The organism is Bacillus sp. JZ34 (assembly GCF_053903205.1).
In genome coordinates this window covers 3,996,718-4,015,374 of sequence record NZ_CP096403.1, presented here as the reverse complement: position 1 = coordinate 4,015,374, position 18,657 = coordinate 3,996,718, and the positions used below count along the sequence as shown (strand labels likewise).

At 46.1% G+C, this 18,657-nt stretch carries 19 protein-coding genes; 14 read left to right on the top strand and 5 right to left on the bottom strand.

Going from position 1 to position 18,657, the window contains the following annotated elements:
- Positions 1-13: 13 nt before the first annotated feature.
- The 3 genes from M1D90_RS20285 to M1D90_RS20275 all read left to right on the top strand — a co-directional run bounded on the left by M1D90_RS20285 (position 14) and on the right by M1D90_RS20275 (position 3,393).
- Positions 14-973: an L-lactate dehydrogenase gene (locus M1D90_RS20285; protein WP_095292831.1), complete on the top strand. Its 960-nt coding sequence runs from the start codon at positions 14-16 to the stop codon at positions 971-973.
- 49 nt (positions 974-1,022) lie between these two features.
- Positions 1,023-2,645 carry an L-lactate permease gene (locus M1D90_RS20280; protein WP_025810793.1) on the top strand — a complete coding sequence of 541 codons (1,623 nt, stop codon included), beginning with the start codon at positions 1,023-1,025 and terminating at the stop codon, positions 2,643-2,645.
- A gap of 109 nt (positions 2,646-2,754) precedes the next feature.
- A complete protein-coding gene (locus M1D90_RS20275; protein WP_023855684.1) occupies positions 2,755-3,393 on the top strand; it encodes a LysE family translocator in 639 nt (212 codons plus the stop codon).
- On the opposite strand, the gene M1D90_RS20270 is transcribed toward M1D90_RS20275, so the two are convergent.
- Positions 3,394-4,728 (bottom strand): amino acid permease, encoded by a 1,335-nt coding sequence (locus M1D90_RS20270; protein WP_023855683.1) that lies wholly within the window; start codon positions 4,726-4,728, stop codon positions 3,394-3,396.
- Between the two features lie 176 nt (positions 4,729-4,904).
- Between M1D90_RS20270 and nadE the strand changes: the two genes are divergently transcribed.
- From nadE to M1D90_RS20235, 7 genes are all read left to right on the top strand, one after another.
- Positions 4,905-5,723, top strand: a complete 819-nt coding sequence (gene nadE, locus M1D90_RS20265; RefSeq protein ID WP_095292833.1) for an ammonia-dependent NAD(+) synthetase — start codon at positions 4,905-4,907, stop codon at positions 5,721-5,723.
- A 121-nt stretch (positions 5,724-5,844) separates the two neighbouring features.
- Positions 5,845-6,372 (top strand): shikimate kinase, encoded by a 528-nt coding sequence (locus M1D90_RS20260; RefSeq protein WP_020450078.1) that lies wholly within the window; start codon positions 5,845-5,847, stop codon positions 6,370-6,372.
- A gap of 262 nt (positions 6,373-6,634) precedes the next feature.
- Positions 6,635-7,405: a nucleotidyltransferase domain-containing protein gene (locus M1D90_RS20255; protein ID WP_145624677.1), complete on the top strand. Its 771-nt coding sequence runs from the start codon at positions 6,635-6,637 to the stop codon at positions 7,403-7,405.
- Positions 7,406-7,774: 369 nt separating this feature from the next.
- Positions 7,775-8,686 carry a proline dehydrogenase family protein gene (locus M1D90_RS20250; RefSeq protein WP_171866290.1) on the top strand — a complete coding sequence of 304 codons (912 nt, stop codon included), beginning with the start codon at positions 7,775-7,777 and terminating at the stop codon, positions 8,684-8,686.
- Between the two features lie 23 nt (positions 8,687-8,709).
- On the top strand, positions 8,710-10,260 hold the full coding sequence (gene pruA / locus M1D90_RS20245; protein ID WP_023855681.1) for an L-glutamate gamma-semialdehyde dehydrogenase: 1,551 nt from the start codon (positions 8,710-8,712) through the stop codon (positions 10,258-10,260).
- Positions 10,261-10,423: 163 nt separating this feature from the next.
- On the top strand, positions 10,424-11,845 hold the full coding sequence (putP, locus tag M1D90_RS20240; protein WP_229029969.1) for a sodium/proline symporter PutP: 1,422 nt from the start codon (positions 10,424-10,426) through the stop codon (positions 11,843-11,845).
- A 155-nt stretch (positions 11,846-12,000) separates the two neighbouring features.
- Positions 12,001-13,245 carry a PucR family transcriptional regulator gene (locus M1D90_RS20235; protein WP_456283015.1) on the top strand — a complete coding sequence of 415 codons (1,245 nt, stop codon included), beginning with the start codon at positions 12,001-12,003 and terminating at the stop codon, positions 13,243-13,245.
- A 37-nt stretch (positions 13,246-13,282) separates the two neighbouring features.
- On the opposite strand, the gene M1D90_RS20230 is transcribed toward M1D90_RS20235, so the two are convergent.
- Both M1D90_RS20230 and M1D90_RS20225 read right to left on the bottom strand, forming a co-directional pair.
- Positions 13,283-14,128, bottom strand: coding sequence for a TIGR03943 family putative permease subunit (locus M1D90_RS20230; protein WP_035337281.1), 846 nt, complete (start codon positions 14,126-14,128; stop codon positions 13,283-13,285).
- Between the two features lie 4 nt (positions 14,129-14,132).
- The gene (locus tag M1D90_RS20225; RefSeq protein ID WP_050820827.1) at positions 14,133-15,044 is read right to left on the bottom strand and encodes a permease; all 912 of its coding nucleotides are present in this window, start codon (positions 15,042-15,044) and stop codon (positions 14,133-14,135) included.
- Between the two features lie 179 nt (positions 15,045-15,223).
- On the opposite strand from M1D90_RS20225, the gene M1D90_RS20220 reads away from it, so the two are divergent.
- The 3 genes from M1D90_RS20220 to M1D90_RS20210 all read left to right on the top strand — a co-directional run bounded on the left by M1D90_RS20220 (position 15,224) and on the right by M1D90_RS20210 (position 17,027).
- Entirely contained in the window at positions 15,224-16,180 is a 957-nt protein-coding gene (locus M1D90_RS20220; RefSeq protein WP_026580505.1) for an acetylxylan esterase, read from the top strand.
- 86 nt (positions 16,181-16,266) lie between these two features.
- Positions 16,267-16,695 carry a MarR family winged helix-turn-helix transcriptional regulator gene (locus M1D90_RS20215; protein ID WP_025810789.1) on the top strand — a complete coding sequence of 143 codons (429 nt, stop codon included), beginning with the start codon at positions 16,267-16,269 and terminating at the stop codon, positions 16,693-16,695.
- The gene (locus M1D90_RS20210) at positions 16,686-17,027 is read left to right on the top strand and encodes a DUF3147 family protein (RefSeq protein WP_456283014.1); all 342 of its coding nucleotides are present in this window, start codon (positions 16,686-16,688) and stop codon (positions 17,025-17,027) included. Before M1D90_RS20215 ends, M1D90_RS20210 begins: the two co-directional genes overlap by 10 nt.
- 86 nt (positions 17,028-17,113) lie before the next feature.
- Here the strand turns inward: M1D90_RS20210 and M1D90_RS20205 are convergent, their stop codons facing one another.
- Positions 17,114-17,440, bottom strand: coding sequence for a hypothetical protein (locus M1D90_RS20205; protein WP_229105605.1), 327 nt, complete (start codon positions 17,438-17,440; stop codon positions 17,114-17,116).
- Between the two features lie 213 nt (positions 17,441-17,653).
- Here M1D90_RS20205 and M1D90_RS20200 point away from each other — a divergent pair, with 213 nt between their 5' ends.
- On the top strand, positions 17,654-17,815 hold the full coding sequence (locus M1D90_RS20200) for a hypothetical protein (RefSeq protein WP_456283013.1): 162 nt from the start codon (positions 17,654-17,656) through the stop codon (positions 17,813-17,815).
- Positions 17,816-17,973: 158 nt separating this feature from the next.
- Here the strand turns inward: M1D90_RS20200 and M1D90_RS20195 are convergent, their stop codons facing one another.
- The gene (locus M1D90_RS20195; RefSeq protein WP_105979339.1) at positions 17,974-18,657 is read right to left on the bottom strand and encodes an amino acid ABC transporter permease; all 684 of its coding nucleotides are present in this window, start codon (positions 18,655-18,657) and stop codon (positions 17,974-17,976) included.

Genomic DNA, 18,657 nt, shown 5'->3' with positions numbered 1-18,657 from the left:
GGAATGATGAGTCATGAGAAACCAAAAAGTCAACCGTACAGTTTTGATCGGTGCGGGTTTTGTTGGAAGCAGTTATGCATTTACGTTAATTAACCAAGGTATCACAGACGAACTTGTGATCATTGATTTAAATAAAGACAAAGCAATGGGCGATGTCATGGATTTAAACCACGGTAAAGCATTTGCCCCACATCCTGTGAAAACATGGTACGGCACATATGAGGACTGCAAAGACGCCGACATTGTCTGCGTATGCGCCGGAGCAAACCAAAAGCCGGGTGAAACCCGTCTGGATCTTGTCGAAAAAAACCTGAGAATTTTCAAAGGAATTATCGGAGAAGTCATGGCCAGCGGTTTTGACGGCATCTTCCTTGTCGCTACAAACCCGGTCGACATCTTGACTTACGCGACTTGGAAATTCAGCGGACTTCCGAAAGAACGCGTGATCGGAAGCGGTACAACACTTGATACAGCCCGTTTCCGTTACTTGCTCAGCGAGTATTTCGGTGTCGCTGCCCACAATGCCCACGGCTACATCATTGGTGAACATGGAGATACGGAGCTGCCTGTCTGGAGCCACGCGAATATCGGCGGAGTTCCCGTCAGCGACTTGCTGAAAAGAAATGAGAAATACAAAGCAGAAGATCTTGATCAACTGTTTGACAATGTCAAAAACGCCGCTTACCACATTATCGAGAAAAAAGGTGCGACATACTACGGAGTTGCCATGAGCCTCGCGCGTATCACGAAAGCGATTTACCGCAATGAAGAAGCGATTTTAACCGTGAGCGCACATCTTGAAGGCGAATTTGGGGAAAATGATGTTTATATCGGAGTTCCGGCGGTTGTCGGCCGATGCGGAGCGAGGGAAATTGTTGAGCTCGACCTGAATGAAAAGGAAAAACAGCAATTCAAGCATAGCGCAGGTGTGTTAAAAGCAATTTTAAAACCGCATTTTGAACTGCAGGCATAACTGAACATCATGAAGATACTAACACCATGAAGATTGCGAGATGATGAAAATGTGGCAGCAGATATACGATCCGTTTGGGAATCTGTTTATCAGCGCTTTTGCCGCCATTCTGCCGATTCTTTTCTTTCTCCTTGCATTGACCGTGCTGAAGATGAAAGGAATCATCGCGTCATTTTTGACGCTGGCGGTCAGCTTTATTGTAGCGGTTTTCTTTTTTCACATGCCGGCTGCGAAAGCTGTCTCAGCCGTTTTACTTGGAATTGCAAACGGTCTTTGGCCGATCGGATATATTGTCCTGATGGCTGTATGGCTTTACAAAATTTCTGTCAAAACCGGAAAGTTTAAAGTGATCAGAGCGAGCATTGCCGGGATTTCGTCTGACCAGCGGCTTCAGTTATTGCTGATCGGGTTCAGTTTTAACGCCTTTTTGGAAGGCGCGGCAGGCTTCGGCGTGCCGATTGCGATCAGCGCCGTTCTTCTTGTCGAGCTTGGTTTTAAACCTTTAAAAGCGGCATCTCTATGTTTAATTGCGAATGCGGCATCCGGGGCCTTTGGAGCGATCGGAATTCCGGTAATCACAGGAGCACAGATGGGAGGCTTGACACCGGTTGAGCTTTCCAGAACGCTCGCTTTGATGCTGCCGTTCATCACTTTCTTTGTCCCGTTCCTGCTCGTTTTCATACTGGACGGGTTTAAAGGAATAAGGGAAACGCTGCCGGCTCTCCTTGTATTAAGCGGAAGCTATACGGCGGTGCAGACTTTAACGATGATTGGATTGGGGCCGGAACTTGCGGACATTTTGGCCGCTTTAATCAGTATGGGAGCGCTGGCGCTGTTTTTGAAAAAGTGGCAGCCGCGCCACATATACAGAGAAACCGGGAATGAACATGAACCCGCTGAAAAATATCATGCAGCAGACATTATGAAAGCCTGGTCTCCGTTTTATATCTTGACCGCCGTCATTGCGGTGTGGAGCCTGCCCGGTTTTAAAGGACTTTTTCAGGAAGGCGGATGGCTGAAACAATCGACGATTTTATTCAACATGCCTTTTCTTCACCGGGAAGTGCTGAAAACGCCGCCAATCGCTCCGGAACCGGCACCGCTTGATGCCGTGATGAAGCTTGACTTCATTTCAGCGACGGGTACGGCGATACTGATCGCCGTGATCTTCACGATTGTGCTGAGCCGAAACATCAGTTTCCGCGGAGGACTTTCCAGCCTGAAAGAGACGGTCAAGGAACTGTGGCTTCCTGTTCTGACCATTTGCTTTGTGATGGGTTTTGCAAACCTGGCCAATTATGCCGGATTGAGTTCAACCATCGGACTGGCGCTTGCCAAAGCAGGGGATATTTTTCCGTTCGTCAGTCCCGTATTGGGCTGGATCGGCGTGTTTATCACAGGTTCAGTCGTCAGCAACAATGCATTATTCGGCCACCTGCAAGCTGTCACCGGAGCGCAAATCGGGACAAGCTCAGCGTTGCTGCTTGCCGCCAATACCGCGGGAGGCGTGATGGCCAAGCTGATCTCACCGCAGTCGATTGCGATTGCAACAGCCGCGGTCCAAGAGACAGGGCAGGAATCAAAGCTTTTCAGCCAAACCGTTAAATATAGCTTGATCCTGCTTTTCATCATTTGCATTTGGACATTTGCACTTTCAAAGCTTGGCATATAAAGAAGAGCCTTTTCCCGCAATGGGAAAAGGCTTTTTAATCTGTTTGTTCTATCATCTCCTCTTTTTGAATACATTGTACAAGTTATCCGCGGAAGGAGGACGAGATATGATAAACATCTTCCTGAGTTATGTGTTTTTGGGCTTGTCTTTGGCCGCACCTGTCGGCCCTGTGAATGCGGCGCAGATCGACAGGGGGATGAAAGGTGGCTTCTTTCATGCCTGGCTGTTTGGTCTTGGCGCTGTGACGGCGGATGTCTTATATATGGCTTTGATCTATTTTGGAGTCGCTCAATTTTTGACAGCGCCATTTTTAAAAACATTTTTATGGCTGTTTGGTTTTTTTGTTTTGACCTATACGGGGATCGAGAGCCTGGTCAAGGCGAAGGAAGTATCGCTGATGAGAGGTGCGGGAGAGAAAGGTTCATACCGCAAATCTTTCTTGTCTGGGCTGGTGATCTCCCTTTCAAACCCGCTGAGCATCATGTTCTGGCTCGGCATTTACGGAAGCATTTTGGCGAAAACGGTAGAGACGTACGAATCATACCAGCTGCTAATATGCAGTTCAGGCATTTTAATCGGACTTTTTTTGTGGGACTTGGCCATGTCTTTTCTTGCGGGGACATTCAGAACATTTTTAAGCCCGCGGATGATCCAAGCAACGACTTGGCTCGCGGGCATCAGTCTAATTGTTTTCGGATGTTACTTCGGCTATCAGGGGATGCTCGAACTGCTGAAGGCGGGAGGCTGATTATGTCTGCCCGTTTTTCTGTTCCTGATGGGCCCACCTTTTTTTCATCAGCATTGTCACAACAGCAATAACGGCAAGAAACAGAAGGCTCACAAAAAAGCCGGGTCTACTGTTTTTTTCAAATAACGTACCTGAAACGGCAAATAAAATCAGGACAAGCGCTGTGATAATCTGGACATTCCCTTTCATTTTTGGCTTTGTGAGCTTTTTGCTGGAAAGCAGGATAAACATCCAGTTATAGAGCAGCATTAAGCTGGCGGCCGTTGTCATATGTTCATAAAGCTGCTTCGGCAAAAGCAGTGACAGAACGATGGAAGCAGCGAGAACGAGCACCGTCAGGCCGAGTGCCGGCCACGATACTTTCGCCTTTTCTTTTTTCGCAAAGCAGGCCGGTGCATCTCCATTTTTCGCCATTGTTCCCATTAGTGTGGTGACAGCGAACAGGGAAGCAGTCAGCGTTGAAAAACCGGCGATAATGAAAATGCCGTTGAAAATATCCATGATCAAATCGAGATGAAAGTCTTTTAATGACGTAATAAACGGGCTGTTCTGTTCGGTAAATGCCCCGTGGGGGACTAGGAGCATGGCCAGTCCGATCGATGCGACGTAAATCACAGCAAGGGTTATGAGCATCAGGCTCCCTGATTTTGATGAATCTTTCGGGTCTTTTAAGTGAATCGCCATCAGACCCATGACTTCTATTCCTCCATAGGCGTAAAATGTGTAAATCAACCCCGTCCATAATCCCATAAAGCCGAAAGGGAACAATTCGTGAACCCGATCAGGGAACTGCGCGTCAGGCGTTTTTCCTGGCAACAGCCCGCACAATGCCAAGACAGCGATGATGATAAACATTAAAATGGCCGCCGTTTTCAACACGGCCAGTATGTTTTCCGTTTTTTCAAAACTGCTGCGCCCTGTGAAAATGACGATCAGCCCGAGAATCGCATAAATGGAGGCGAACACCCACAGCGGAACCTGGTTAAACCAATGGCGTGTAAACAGGGAGATCGCCGTCAACTGACTCCCGATAATCAGCATTTCCGATGACCAGTAGACCCAGCCATTGCTAAACCCCGCCCAATTGCCGAAGGCCTCCCTGGCATAAGAACAAAAAGACCCTTCAACAGGATGATCCGCCGTTAATTTCGCCAGCTGCTGAAAGACGAGAAAAGTGCCAAGGGCAGCAAGAAGAAAGGCGGCTAATACGGAAAAGCCGCTTTTCTTAATCGCGATGCTTGAACCGAGAAAAAACCCCGTTCCAATTGTGCAGCCGACTCCGATCATGGAGAGCTGCCACCATTTTAAATCTCCTTTTTTCGCTTGTCGTTTCATCGTTTCAACCCCTCTAAATCTTCTTGTTATTTTGCCATGGGGAGCCTTTTTTATTCACGAAGAAAAGAGGGAGGAAAGGCTCTCTGCGCACCTCAATATTCACTTTGAAATAAAACATATGCTATAGTTAAAGACATAATCATTACGGTTCATTCAGTCAAAAGGAGGAATGACGGATGACTTTACAAGAAAAAATCATGCAGGAACTGAATGTAAAGCCTTCTATCGAACCGAAACAGGAAATTGAAAAAAGGGTCGGTTTTTTAAAAAGCTATTTGAAAAAAACGGGTGCCAAAGGTTTTGTTTTAGGCATCAGCGGAGGACAGGACTCCACATTGGCGGGCAGGCTTGCCCAGCTGGCTGTTGAAGAATTGAGAGAAGAAGGCGTTCAGGCGGAATTTATTGCGGTCCGCTTGCCTTACGGCGTTCAGCAGGATGAAGATGACGCCCAGCTGGCACTCAAATTTATCCAGCCTGACAAGTCTTTTGCTTTTGACATTGCTTCAACTGTAGGCTCATTTGCTGATCAATATCAGTCAGTCACGGGAGAGGCGCTTGCCGATTTTCACAAAGGCAATGTAAAAGCAAGAGTCCGGATGATTGCCCAATATGCGATCGGGGGTCAAAATCAGCTGCTAGTGATCGGAACAGACCATGCTGCAGAAGCTGTTACCGGATTCTTCACAAAATACGGAGACGGAGGGGCAGACCTTTTGCCGCTAACAGGATTGACAAAGCGCCAGGGCAGAAGCCTGCTGGAAGAACTGGGAGCGCCGGAGCGGCTTTATACGAAGTCTCCGACCGCCGATTTGCTTGATGAAAAACCTCAGCAATCCGATGAAACAGAGCTCGGCCTGACGTATGATAACATCGACGACTACCTTGAAGGAAAAGCCGTCTCCAGCGAGGTGGCCGAGGCGATCGAAAAACGCTATAAGGCATCCGAGCACAAACGCCAAGTCCCTGCTTCAATGTTTGACGACTGGTGGGAATAGCAAAAAAGAGGCTGACTTCAGCCTCTTTTTTTATTAACAGGCACCCTATATCATTCAAGCTGAATTTGCCATATAATTAAGATATTTGATTCCTTTATGCAAGGAGGAGTAGAAGCTGGAAATGAATGCCGCAATGAGAGATAAGAATATCGTGCTGATCGGGTTTATGGGCGTCGGGAAAACAACCATTGGTCAGCTTCTGTCAAAGAAATTAGACCGCGACTTTATCGATATCGACCAGCAGATTGAAAATGACTTTCAAATGACTATTCCGGAGATGTTTAAACAAAAAGGGGAAGCGTTTTTCAGACAGACTGAAAAAGAATATATTTTTCAGATGTGCGAACATACAATGGGCAGCATCGTATCTTTAGGGGGAGGCGCTTTCCAACAGGAGGACATCAGAAAGAAGTGTCTCGAACACTGCTTTGTCATCTTTCTGGATTTAACATGGGAGAGTTGGAAGCAGCGGATGGATCTCTTGATTGAGAACAGGCCGGTTCTTCATAACCGCTCAATCGAAGAAATGAAACAGCTGTTTAATGAGAGAAAGAGCATGTATGCATTCCACAACTTGAAAGTCGAAACAGATCACCGGTCTGCCGAGGAAACGGCCGACTACATTGTGGAGATGCTGGGGCTTAGCTGATCTTAAACAAACGTTTAATTAAGCTGTTTCTATCGCTGTGTCAATATATTGAGCCAATGATTTGTCTGATCATTGGCTCTTTCGGTCTTGTTTGACCGTTTGGCGTCCCGCCGCCATAAAAACGGGCAGGCCAAAGAATACACGGCAGCCACTTCTCTGGATAAGATCTTTTCTGGCTCTGCGACCGCAAAAAAGTCGCTTAATGCCTGAGCAGACACTATAATGTAAATAATAGAAACGATAAACTGGCGGTGCACTTATTATGAAACAGCGAATTCAAGAAGAACTGAAAAACATTGAAGCGACATACGGTGTTAAAATCCTCTATGCGGTTGAATCGGGCAGCAGAGCCTGGGGCTTTCCCTCACAGGACAGTGATTACGATGTCAGATTTATTTATGTCCATCAAAAAGACTGGTATCTGTCAATTGATGCAAAGCGCGATGTGATTGAACTGCCGATTGACGATTCTCTCGATATCAGCGGTTGGGAGCTGACAAAAGCGTTAAGACTGTTTAGGAAATCAAACCCTCCGCTTCTCGAATGGCTTTCCTCGGGAACGGTTTATTATGAAGCCTATTCGCTGGCGGAAAACATGAGGCGGCTGAAAAGCCGCGCCTTTTCTCCAGTCTCCTGCATGTACCATTATCTCAATATGGCATCAGGGAATTTCCGCCACTATCTGCAGCGGGAAGAAGTGAAAATCAAAAAATATTTTTATGTGCTCCGCCCAATTCTGGCTTGTCAGTGGATTGAAAGCCGCCGGACGGTTCCTCCGATTGAATTTCAGGTTTTGCTTGACGAACTTACGGAAGATGGACCGCTGAAAACGGAAATCCAACAGCTGCTTGAGAGGAAAAAGAAAGGGGAGGAGTTCAATCTTGAACCTCAAAACCCTATCCTCCACGCATTTATTGATCGTGAATTGGAGCGGCTTCAGACGGTTGCCAAAGCATATAAAACAGATCATGAAGATCTGACGAAGGAGCTTGACCGGCTGTTTATAGAAACGCTAGACGAGGTGTGGGCATAACATAGTATTCCCTTTAAGTATTCTTAAAGGGTTTTTTCTTTGCATTCATAGGGAAATGGTTGAGTATAACAGAAAGCGTTTTCAAATAAAGCGGCGCGGAACGGCAGAAAGGGCATTCGCAAAAACGGGTTCGCCGAAAACGCATCCTGTTCTTTACCGAAGTTTCTTCCTGATTCTATTGTCGTATACCATCCAAGTTTTAGGAAGAAAGTTTCTGAAAAAATCCCAGCAGATGTAAAACATTGTGGAAAAACCACAAAAATCGTCAGCTTTTTTGTTTTTTCGAAATATTGTGAATCGACCCTTTGCTCTTATAAAATTAAGAATATAAAGAAATATTTCATGAGATGGCGGGGTGTGATAATGGAAGTGATAACAAGAGACTTTTTCCTATTCTTATCTAAAAGCAGCATCCTGAATCGCCTGGCGAGAAATTGGGGGAGTTCCGTCGCGACCGGAAAAATTATCGGAGGAAAAGATTTTGAAGCTTCAATTCCGATTATTAAGGGGCTGAACGAACAAGGATTGACTGTCACAGTTGATCATTTGGGCGAATTTGTAGACAGCAGGGAAGTCGCAAGGGAACGCACGCAGGAATGCATTCGGGCCATTCAGCTGATTGCTCAGGAACAGCTTAATTCACATGTTTCATTAAAGATGACGTCACTGGGGCTCGATATTGACCTTGACCTTGTCAGGGATAATATGACCAGCATTCTGGAATGTGCCGAACAGCACAAAGTGATGGTCACAATCGATATGGAAGATGAAGTACGCTGCCAAAAGACGCTTGACCTCTTTAAGGAGTTCAGGCAGAAATACGAGTATGTCAGCACGGTCCTGCAGGCTTACTTGTACCGGACCGAACAGGATTTGGAGGAGCTTAATCCGTATAATCCGTTTTTCCGACTTGTGAAGGGAGCTTATAAAGAATCGCCGCAAGTGGCGTTTCCTGACAAAAAAGATGTGGATGAGAATTACAAAAAGCTCATTAAAAAGCAGCTGCTGAGCGGCCATTACACAGCCATCGCAACTCATGACGACAAGATGATTGATTACACCAAAGAAATTGCGAAAGAGCATCAAATCGGCAAAGACCGCTTCGAATTTCAAATGCTGTACGGGATGCGCAGCAAAACTCAGGTGGAATTGGTGAAGGAAGGCTACAATATGCGTGTGTATCTTCCTTACGGAGACGACTGGTACGGATACTTTATGAGACGGCTTGCCGAACGGCCTGCCAACATCGCTTTTGCGTTTAAAGGCATGACGAAGAAATAAAACGATAAAAAGGGGAGATTAGCATGACAACACCTTACAAACACGAACCATTTACAAATTTCGGGATCGAAGAAAACCGGAAGGCATTCGAAAAAGCTCTGGAAACGGTAAATAACGAATGGCTGGGTCAGTCCTATCCTCTTGTTATCGATGGAGAAAGGTATGAAACGGAAGACAAGATCGTATCGATCAATCCTGCAAACAAAGAAGAAGTTGTAGGCACGGTATCCAAGGCTACTCAGGATCATGCGGAAAAGGCCATCCAGGCGGCTGCGAAAGCGTTTGAAACTTGGAGATACACAGATCCTGAAGAAAGAGCGGCTGTTTTATTCCGCGCGGCTGCCAATGTGCGCCGCAAAAAGCATGAGTTTTCTGCGCTTCTAGTCAAAGAAGCAGGTAAACCTTGGAATGAAGCGGATGCGGATACGGCAGAAGCGATCGATTTTATGGAATACTATGCGCGGCAAATGATTGAGCTTGCGAAAGGAAAGCCGGTTAACAGCCGTGAAGGCGAACGAAATCAATATGTGTACACACCGACTGGTGTAACGGTTGTTATTCCGCCTTGGAACTTCCTCTTCGCGATCATGGCCGGAACGACGGTTGCGCCGATCGTGACAGGAAACACGGTTGTTCTGAAGCCTGCAAGCGCAGCGCCTGTCATTGCTGCCAAGTTCGTTGAAGTGCTTGAAGAAAGCGGACTTCCAAAAGGAGTAGTTAACTTCGTCCCTGGAAGCGGAGCTGAAGTCGGGGATTACCTGGTGGATCATCCGAAAACAAGCATCATTACGTTTACAGGTTCAAGGGAAGTCGGAACGCGCATTTTTGAGCGCGCAGCGAAGGTTCAGCCTGGTCAGACACACTTAAAACAAGTGATTGCTGAAATGGGCGGAAAAGATACGGTCGTCGTTGATGAGGATTGTGACATTGAATTGGCTGCACAATCAATTTTCACATCTGCCTTCGGCTTTGCAGGCCAAAAATGTTCAGCAGGTTCACGGGCTGTCGTGCATGAAAAGGTATATGACGAAGTATTGAAGCGCGTAATCGAAATTACGGAGTCCAAGAAAGTCGGAGAGCCTGACAGCGCGGACGTTTATATGGGACCTGTCATCGACCAGGCATCGTATAATAAAATCATGGACTATATCGAAATCGGAAAAGAAGAAGGCCGCTTAGTCAGCGGAGGAAAAGGCGATGATTCAAAAGGCTACTTCATCGATCCGACGATCTTTGCCGATCTGGATCCGAAAGCCCGGTTAATGCAGGAAGAAATTTTCGGACCTGTTGTTGCTTTCTCAAAAGTCAGCAGCTTTGATGAGGCGCTGGAAGTTGCCAACAACACCGAATACGGCCTGACAGGCGCGGTCATTACTAAAAACCGCGACCATATCAACAGAGCAAAACAAGAATTCCATGTCGGAAATCTGTATTTCAACCGCAACTGTACAGGGGCGATCGTCGGCTACCATCCGTTTGGCGGTTTCAAAATGTCGGGAACTGATTCTAAAGCGGGCGGCCCTGATTATCTTGCGCTTCACATGCAGGCGAAAACGATCAGTGAAACGTTTTAAGGTGTAAGAAAAGGGGTTAAACAGGGGGACGAAGGCAGCCTTTCATAGGCTGCCTTCAAAAAAAGAGAAATTAGTCTAAAAATTTAGATAAACGGCAACTTGGGGGGAGATTCTTATTCAGAACGTACAATTGATCATTTCCATCGTGATTTACATGGTAGGGATGCTTTATATTGGGTATTACGCTTACAAACGGACAGCAAACCTCTCAGACTATATGCTTGGCGGACGGACGCTCGGGCCTGCTGTCACGGCGCTCAGCGCCGGCGCATCAGACATGAGCGGCTGGCTTTTGATGGGGCTGCCGGGCGCCATGTTTGCAACAGGCCTGAGCGGTTCATGGATTGTCATCGGCCTTGTACTCGGTGCATGGGCGAACTGGATTTTTGTGGCGCCGCGCTTAAGGTCATACACCGAGGTAGCAGGCAATTCGATCACCATCCCTGCATTTTTAGAAAACCGCTTTCATGACAAATCAAAGATCCTGCGAATATTTTCCGGAGTCGTCATTATTACCTTTTTTACGTTTTATGTATCATCAGGAATGGTTTCCGGGGGCGTTTTATTTAACAGCATGTTTAATTTGGATTACCATACAGGGCTGTGGCTCATTTCGGGCGTCGTCGTGGCTTACACGCTTTTCGGCGGGTTTTTGGCAGTCAGCTGGACGGACTTTGTCCAAGGTATCATTATGTTTGTCGCGTTAGTTCTTGTTCCGATTGTGACGGTCATTCAGACGGGAGGACCTGGAGAAGCCTTCAGCGAAATCCAGTCGATCGATCCTAACCTCCTCAATATTTTTAAAGGAACGAGTGTCCTTGGCATCATCTCCTTGTTCGCATGGGGCCTCGGCTACTTTGGACAGCCTCACATTATCGTGCGCTTTATGGCGATATCCTCTGTCAAGGAAACGAAGAAAGCGCGCCGGATCGGCATGGGTTGGATGATCTTTTCAAGTGCGGGCGCACTGCTGACCGGATTGCTCGGTATTGCGTATTACTCGAAGAATGGGCTTCACTTGGATGATCCGGAAACGATCTTCATTCAATTGGGGAACATCCTGTTTCACCCTCTGATCACAGGCTTTTTAATCTCGGCGATTTTAGCAGCGGTTATGAGTACAATTTCCTCCCAGCTGCTAGTTACATCAAGTTCTCTAACTGAAGATTTATACAAAACGCTATTTAAACGCTCTGCATCTGACAAAGAACTCGTCTTTTTCGGACGGCTTTCGGTTCTGGCGGTTTCCATTGTCGGACTCTGTCTCGCCTGGACAAAAAACAATACGATTCTCGGTCTTGTCAGCTATGCTTGGGCGGGTTTCGGCGCGTCGTTCGGCCCAGTGATCATCTTAAGTTTGTTTTGGAAGAGGATGACAAAATGGGGGGCGCTTGCCGGAATGGTTGCCGGAGCAGTTACCGTTATCATTTGGGCGGAAGCCGGACTTTCCGATGTTCTTTATGAAATGATTCCGGGCTTTGCCGCCAGCTTGCTGTTTGTGTTTGTCGTCAGTCTATTGACATCAAAACCGGAGCAGCAGGTGCTTGATGAATTCGAGCAATACAAACAAACACTGCAACGATGATGGAGATGGGGAACCATTCTCCGTCTCTCTTTTTATAGGCCTTCTCCCCCCTTCTAACAGGGGATTGATCCCATTTTTTTAAAAGTCGCATATAAGTCTATACAAGAGTGTAAAGGAGAAGTATGATTAAGTTAAAAACGAGTAGGAGAAAGGATATGGAAGAGCTATTAGAACAAGTTGTTTCTCTTTCAAACATTAATGAGATCATTGACTTTATCAGCGGCGAGCTGAAAAAGCCGGTCATACTGGAAAGCGCAGATTTTTTCTTATTAGCTTATAACTCCTATTATATTAACCATTTTGATGCAGCAAACCAGCAAACGATTTTCTCCAAAAAATGTCCGCTGCCGATCTTTGAAAAGTTCGTCGAAGAAGGCATTATTGATCAATTGAAAACGATTCCGACTCCTTTTAGGGTAAAACAGATTGAAGAAATCGGGTTAAACCAGCGGGTTGTCGTCAGCGCCAAGTATAAAGACGAAATTATGGGCTATATCTGGGTGCAGGAGATTGAAGACGACCTGTCTGATGAAGAGCTTGATTTCTTATACAAAACATCCTTTCATGTCGGGAAGATCATTTATAAGAAAAAACGCCTCAAACAAGAAAAAGAAGAACAGGCGGAAGAGCTTTACAAAAAGGCAATTAACGATCAGTTTCAAACGGAAAAAGAGCTGAAAGCAGCCGCCGATAAGGCGAGCGTTGTCCTGCCGGCCGTGTTTACCGTCATGGTGCTTCAAGTCGTTGACGGGGAGGATGAACTGCTCGAGGATCTGAAGGAAACGATCCGGTCTTATTTAAACCTGAAAGATAATATCAGTCACGTATTGGAGGATCATTCAAATATCGCCATCATTGTCGGCAGTGTGTCGCGCAAGCGTTCCGCGCTGGCTGCGGCCTCAGAACTGATCAACCGTCTGTTGACCCATTTGCGCTCGCAAATGCTGCCTCTTATTTTAATCGGGGTCGGCAATGAGTACAGCAGCCCGCTGTCCCTTGGCAGAAGCTACAGAGAGGCACTCCAAGTGACGAAAGCAGCGGAAATCACGGGAAGCCAGGAACACATTCCCTATGAATACCAAAAGCTCGGGCTTTTCAGGTATCTTGACCAAATCGCCGCAAAAAACGATCATCTGCAATATGTAAACCCGGACCTTCAGCTGCTGAAAGAAAAAGATAAAGAAAGCCACACCGAATTTTTGAGAACGCTTGAAATTTATCTCGTCAACAACTGCAAGGTCAAGCCATCCGCAGAACAGCTGTTTATCCACCAAAACACGCTCAACTACCGTATCAAACAAATATTAGAAATGACATCGATCGATCTCAATGATTTTAATACTAGATGTCAATTGTTTATCGATTTAATGCTGATGAAGAAAGCAGGCTACAAATCGTAAACAGAAAAAGAAAAGCCGGTGCATGAAGTGCCGGCTTTTAATATGTCCGATAAACGTAAGGATCTTTCGGCTCTTTTATAGGAGACCAATCCTTCACCTTCATCACGGGAATCGTAGATTTGAAAGGCTGATAGTATTCGTTAGACAGCGTTCCTTTTACATGGAGCCACTGATCGTCTTTAATATTCGTATGTTCAGGGAATTCGACCAGCATACCGTAGACTCCCGAGTCGGCGATGCAATGAATGATTCCGAAGCGGAGAACAAACAGCTGTTTATCATTGATCGCTTCCCCTTTAAAGGCAAAACCGTCGAATTCGATCGTTCGGTCAAGGAATTCTCCCGGATATTGATAGATCGTTTCCATGCCCTTCAAAAAATCATCGTCTTTTAATGAAATATGCTGTTTTCCTTTATAATTTTTCAGCGCTTTATTCATCAATTCATCGTACCCTTCCTCGCCGTAGTAGATGCTTGTATCAGGGCGCAGGTACTGGGTTTGGGCATAATGCTCCGGCTGTTCGATCGCTTTGAACGAGAAGCCCTTCGACTTGACGATATTGGAATCAAGCGTCGCTGCCGGCAGAAAAAGTCCGGTGCATAAAGGGAAGATGAACACGAAATAAATGAACATCCTTTTCAGAAAAGGCTTATCTTTTTCATGATCGTGATCATGGCCGCATCCGCAGTCGCGGTCACATCCTTTTTCGTCTGAGCCTTTCATATAAATGTAGAATTGCACCGCTGTCAAAATGGCCAGAAGAAAAATAGCGATGTATGAAAGGTAAGCATATTTCATATTAATATATTTTGTCAGATTGCCGGATGCATGAAGATGAAAAAAGAAAAACGTAAACAACATTAAAATGAATGTGCGAAACATGTTCTCACCCCTTTACCAACAGTGATCCGGCTAAGACAATAACGGCGATGTAGGCGATTAAGACAAACACAAAGCGTTTTTTAAAGATGCCGAGCATCATCAGCAGATTTTTGATGTCCACCATCGCCCCGAATACAAGAAAGGCGATAAGTGAGCCGAGTGAAAACGTGCTGCTGAAAGAAGAAGCAATAAAAGCGTCGACCTCTGAACAAAGGGACAGCACAAATGACAGCCCCATCATAACAAGGGAGGAAGATACATCATTCTGCCCGATCGCCAAAAGGGTAGATGTTTTAATATACGTCTGCATTGCCGCTGCGACAAATGCGCCGATGATCAAATATTTTCCGACTGAGAAAAACTCGTCAACTGCATGGCGGAGCGTCCCGCCGAGCTTTTGCAGGAAAGACTGGTTCACATGGGCATGGTGGTGATGGCCGCGTGTCCCGTTCTCGATCAGCTGATTCCCTTTAAATTGATAAGAGATGATCAGCCCGGCAATGAGAGACACCGCAATCGCCAACCCGCCGCGATAGAACACAACATCCCATTTGTTCCCGAAAGCGATGAATGTCGAGAATAACACAATCGGATTGATGATCGGGGCCGTCAGCATGAAGGCGACCGCTGCGTGAAGCGGTACGCCCTTTAAAAGCAGCCTGCGGGCAATCGGAACGATGCCGCACTCGCAAGCCGGAAACAATACCCCGGCAAATGTCCCTGACAAAACGGCGAGAAATCGGTTTTGCGGGATGATTTTCGCCATCATCTCCTCCGTCACAAACATTTGAATCAAACCTGATATAAAAACCCCGATCAAAACGAACGGAATCGCTTCTATTAATATACTGATAAATATTGAGTTCAGCTGCAGAAAGGATTGTGAAGCCACAAAAAAACCTCCGCGCAAATGCATATTTTTAGTTTCAATCTAGCATTATAACATAAATTGAAAAAGCGGTTTTGTGCGGCGGGGTCAGATAATGGGAGGAGCAGAAGTGACAGAATCAATACATATAAAATCCATACACAGCCTTGAAGGGGAATGTTATGATAAGAATATTCAAAAAATGAAAAGAAGAGGGGAAAGACAAGATGCAGCAGCCTTATGATATGCCGCTAGAACAGCTTTACCAGTATAAACCGGAACGGACGGCACCGGCTGATTTTGAAGAGTTCTGGAAGGGTTCATTGGAGGAATTGTCAAATATAAAAGCGGAGCCTGAGCTTGAACCGCATGAATATCCGGCTGACGGGGTAAAAGTCTACTGGCTTACATACAGAAGCACCGGGGGAGCGCGAATCAAAGGCTGGTATGCAGTACCCGACCGCCAAGGGCCGCATCCTGCGATCGTCAAATATCACGGCTATAACGCCAGCTATGACGGAGACATTCATGATATTGTCAATTGGGCTCTTCACGGTTATGCGGCATTCGGTATGCTGGTCCGCGGGCAGAGCAGCAGTGAAGATACAGAGACCTCTCAACACGGACATGTACCCGGCTGGATGACAAAAGGAATCCTCGATCCGAAAACATATTACTACAGAGGGGTCTATTTAGATGCCGTACGAGCAGTCGAAGTGGTCAAAGGTTTTGCTGAAGTCGATGAAAAGCGGATCGGAGTGATCGGGGCAAGCCAAGGAGGCGGGCTGGCTGTCGCGGTTTCGGCGCTGTCCGATATTCCAAAAGCAGCCGTGTCCGAATACCCTTATTTAAGCAATTTTCAACGAGCGATCGATATAGCGATCGACCAGCCTTATCTCGAAATCAACTCCTTTTTCAGAAGAAACACCAGCCCGAATATTGAACAGGCGGCCATGCGGACCCTGTCTTATTTTGATATCATGAACCTTGCTCAAGCGGTCAAAGCGCCCGTTCTCATGTCGATCGGACTGGTTGACACCATCACACCGCCATCCACCGTCTTTGCGGCTTACAATCACTTGAAAACGGATAAAGAAATAAAAGTGTACCGCTATTTTGGACACGAATACATCCCGCCGTTCCAAACCGAAAAGCTGGCGTTTTTGAGAAAGCACCTGAAATGAATAAAAGTGAACACCCGGTGAAGCCGGGTTTTTTTATGTCTTGATTTAAGAATATATCGTATTATAAGATATAATTAGAGAGGGTGATGAAAATGAATACAGAGAAAATCATAGAAATGATGAATCAGGACTGGACGGATATTTACTACCATCTGCACACAAAGCATGATGATCATTTGTCTCACCACGCGGTTAGAATGCTTCAGCATATCGAAAAAAACCGCTTGGTGACCATTGGCCATTTAGCAAAATTATTGGATGTCTCTCATAATACGGCATCAGAACATGTGAAAAGACTGATACAAAAAGGACTTGTACAGAAAAACCGGGACAGCAGCGATGAACGCAAAGTCTACGTCACGTTAACGCCTGAAGGTGAAGAAGCAGTGAAACGGCATACGAGACTTCATCCGAAAAAACTGCAAAAGGTGCTGGAGCAATTAAATGAGGAAGAAGTCGAAATGATTAAAACAGCATTTTCCTTGTTGAGCCGGGAGGCAAAATCATGTTTTTAATAGTGAAAATCGGGGTTTCTGCAATATTGATCGCCATTATAACCGAAATTGCACGAAAATCGCCTGAAATGGGTGGAATGATTGCGGCATTGCCTCTTGTCAGTCTGCTGAGTTTATTTTGGTTTAGTGTACAAGGGGAATCTTTAAAGCATTTAAGCCAATTCGCGAAAGGCGTGCTATGGGGGTTTCCCGCCACGGCGGTTCTCCTTTTGATCGTGGTTTTGAGTTTAAAAGCATCATTTCCGGTTGTCATTTCTGTTGTGTTTGGAGTATGCGGATGGGGCGGGTGTTTAATGCTGCAAAAGGCTCTCATCCATGCGATATTCGGGTGAAGGGGAATGGAATAAGAAGCCGCTTGTGCTGCCGCACAAGCGGCTGAAACGATCAGGGAGCGGCATACCCCCCCTGTATGAGACTGTCACGTATAAAGCTTGGAGTAATAAATCATCCTCGCCGGAAAAGGAACGTCTCTGTATGGCCCCTCGGGCGGGATGGATGTCGACAGAAATCGGAAATAATGGCTCCCGAGTATTTTTAAGTTTATCGGATAAGTCTGGACGGTTTCAGGAGCGAGTTCATAGGAGAATGCTTGAGCTTTAGATTGACTGACCATGAACTTTTGATATTCCCCGTTTTCAAAGCAATATAAATAGCCCTTTAAACGATGCGCTTCCTGGTTGACCAAAGAGATATACAGATCTTCTCGGCCGTTTTTTTCAACCGGGTTTCCTGCTTTGTCAGACAAGTAAATCAATCTTGTTTGAGATGGGCTGCCGCTGTTCATTTGACAGTTAACAGGTTCAATGCAAGCAGGATGAGTCGAGAGCCGGTCAGAATGCGGGGCATGTGAAATCAATTCAAAATAGTAGGGTGCTACATCGTCGGCATCCCGATTCCATTTGCAATCGTGCTCAGCCTTTGGGTCGAACATGAAGGACTGGGTGATGATATAAACGATGTGTCTGCCCGCAGGAACATGCTGGAACCTGATTTTGATTTCCTTGGACGAATGAGCGGGAACGATGGATGGAAAGGTTTGCGAGAGCCGGTCATTTCCTTCAAAGAAAACGGATATATGGATGCGGTCTTCGGCATTCGTATGGTTGCAGCAGACGTATGATGCTTGGAAATGGCCTGATGGATCGGTTTGATAGCTTAATTTGTTTCTGTCGATCGTATAAAGGTGATCTGCGTGAAAATAAGTCGATCTGAGGATATGGATAATACCGCCTCCGTTTCACAGTATGGAAAGCCGCCGGAGCACCCGGCAGCTTCTTGCTATTTTTTGATATAAACCTCTGTCCGCTTCTCCAGGAAATCCTGGAGCAAAGCGATCGCCGAGCAAACGGCCCAGTAAATCAAGGCAACTAAAATATACATCGTCATATAGTCGAACTCCCGTCCGCCGACGATCTTTGCCTGTTGAAACAATTCAGGCACGGTGATCATGGCGGCGAGGGAAGACGCTTTAACGAGATCAAGCATTACGTTTGCAAGAGGCGGGAGTGCAATTCTAACCGATTGAGGGACAATCACGTGGCGCATCGTCTGCCAGTAGGAAAAGCCGATCGATTTTGCAGCGTCCCACTGCCCTCTGTCAACGGACGACAGGGCCGAGCGGATAATCTCGGCAATGTATGCGGCGCTGTTCATGCTGAAGCCGATTAAGGCAGCAGTCAAAGCCGTAAATTGGATTCCGATATAAGGAAAACCAAAATAAAGAATAAATAGAATGACAAGGATCGGAACGCCTCTCATAAACGAAATATAGATTCTTGCCGGCCAACGAAGCAAAGAGATCTCCGACATGCGCCCAAGCGCGATGAAAAAACCGAGAATTAAACCGGCAAACATGCTCGCAAATGAAATAAAAAGCGTATTCCATATGCCTTGCATCACATAAGGAAACGATTTCGCAGCCAATTCTGCATTAAAAATATACTCCCATTGAATAGAGCCCAA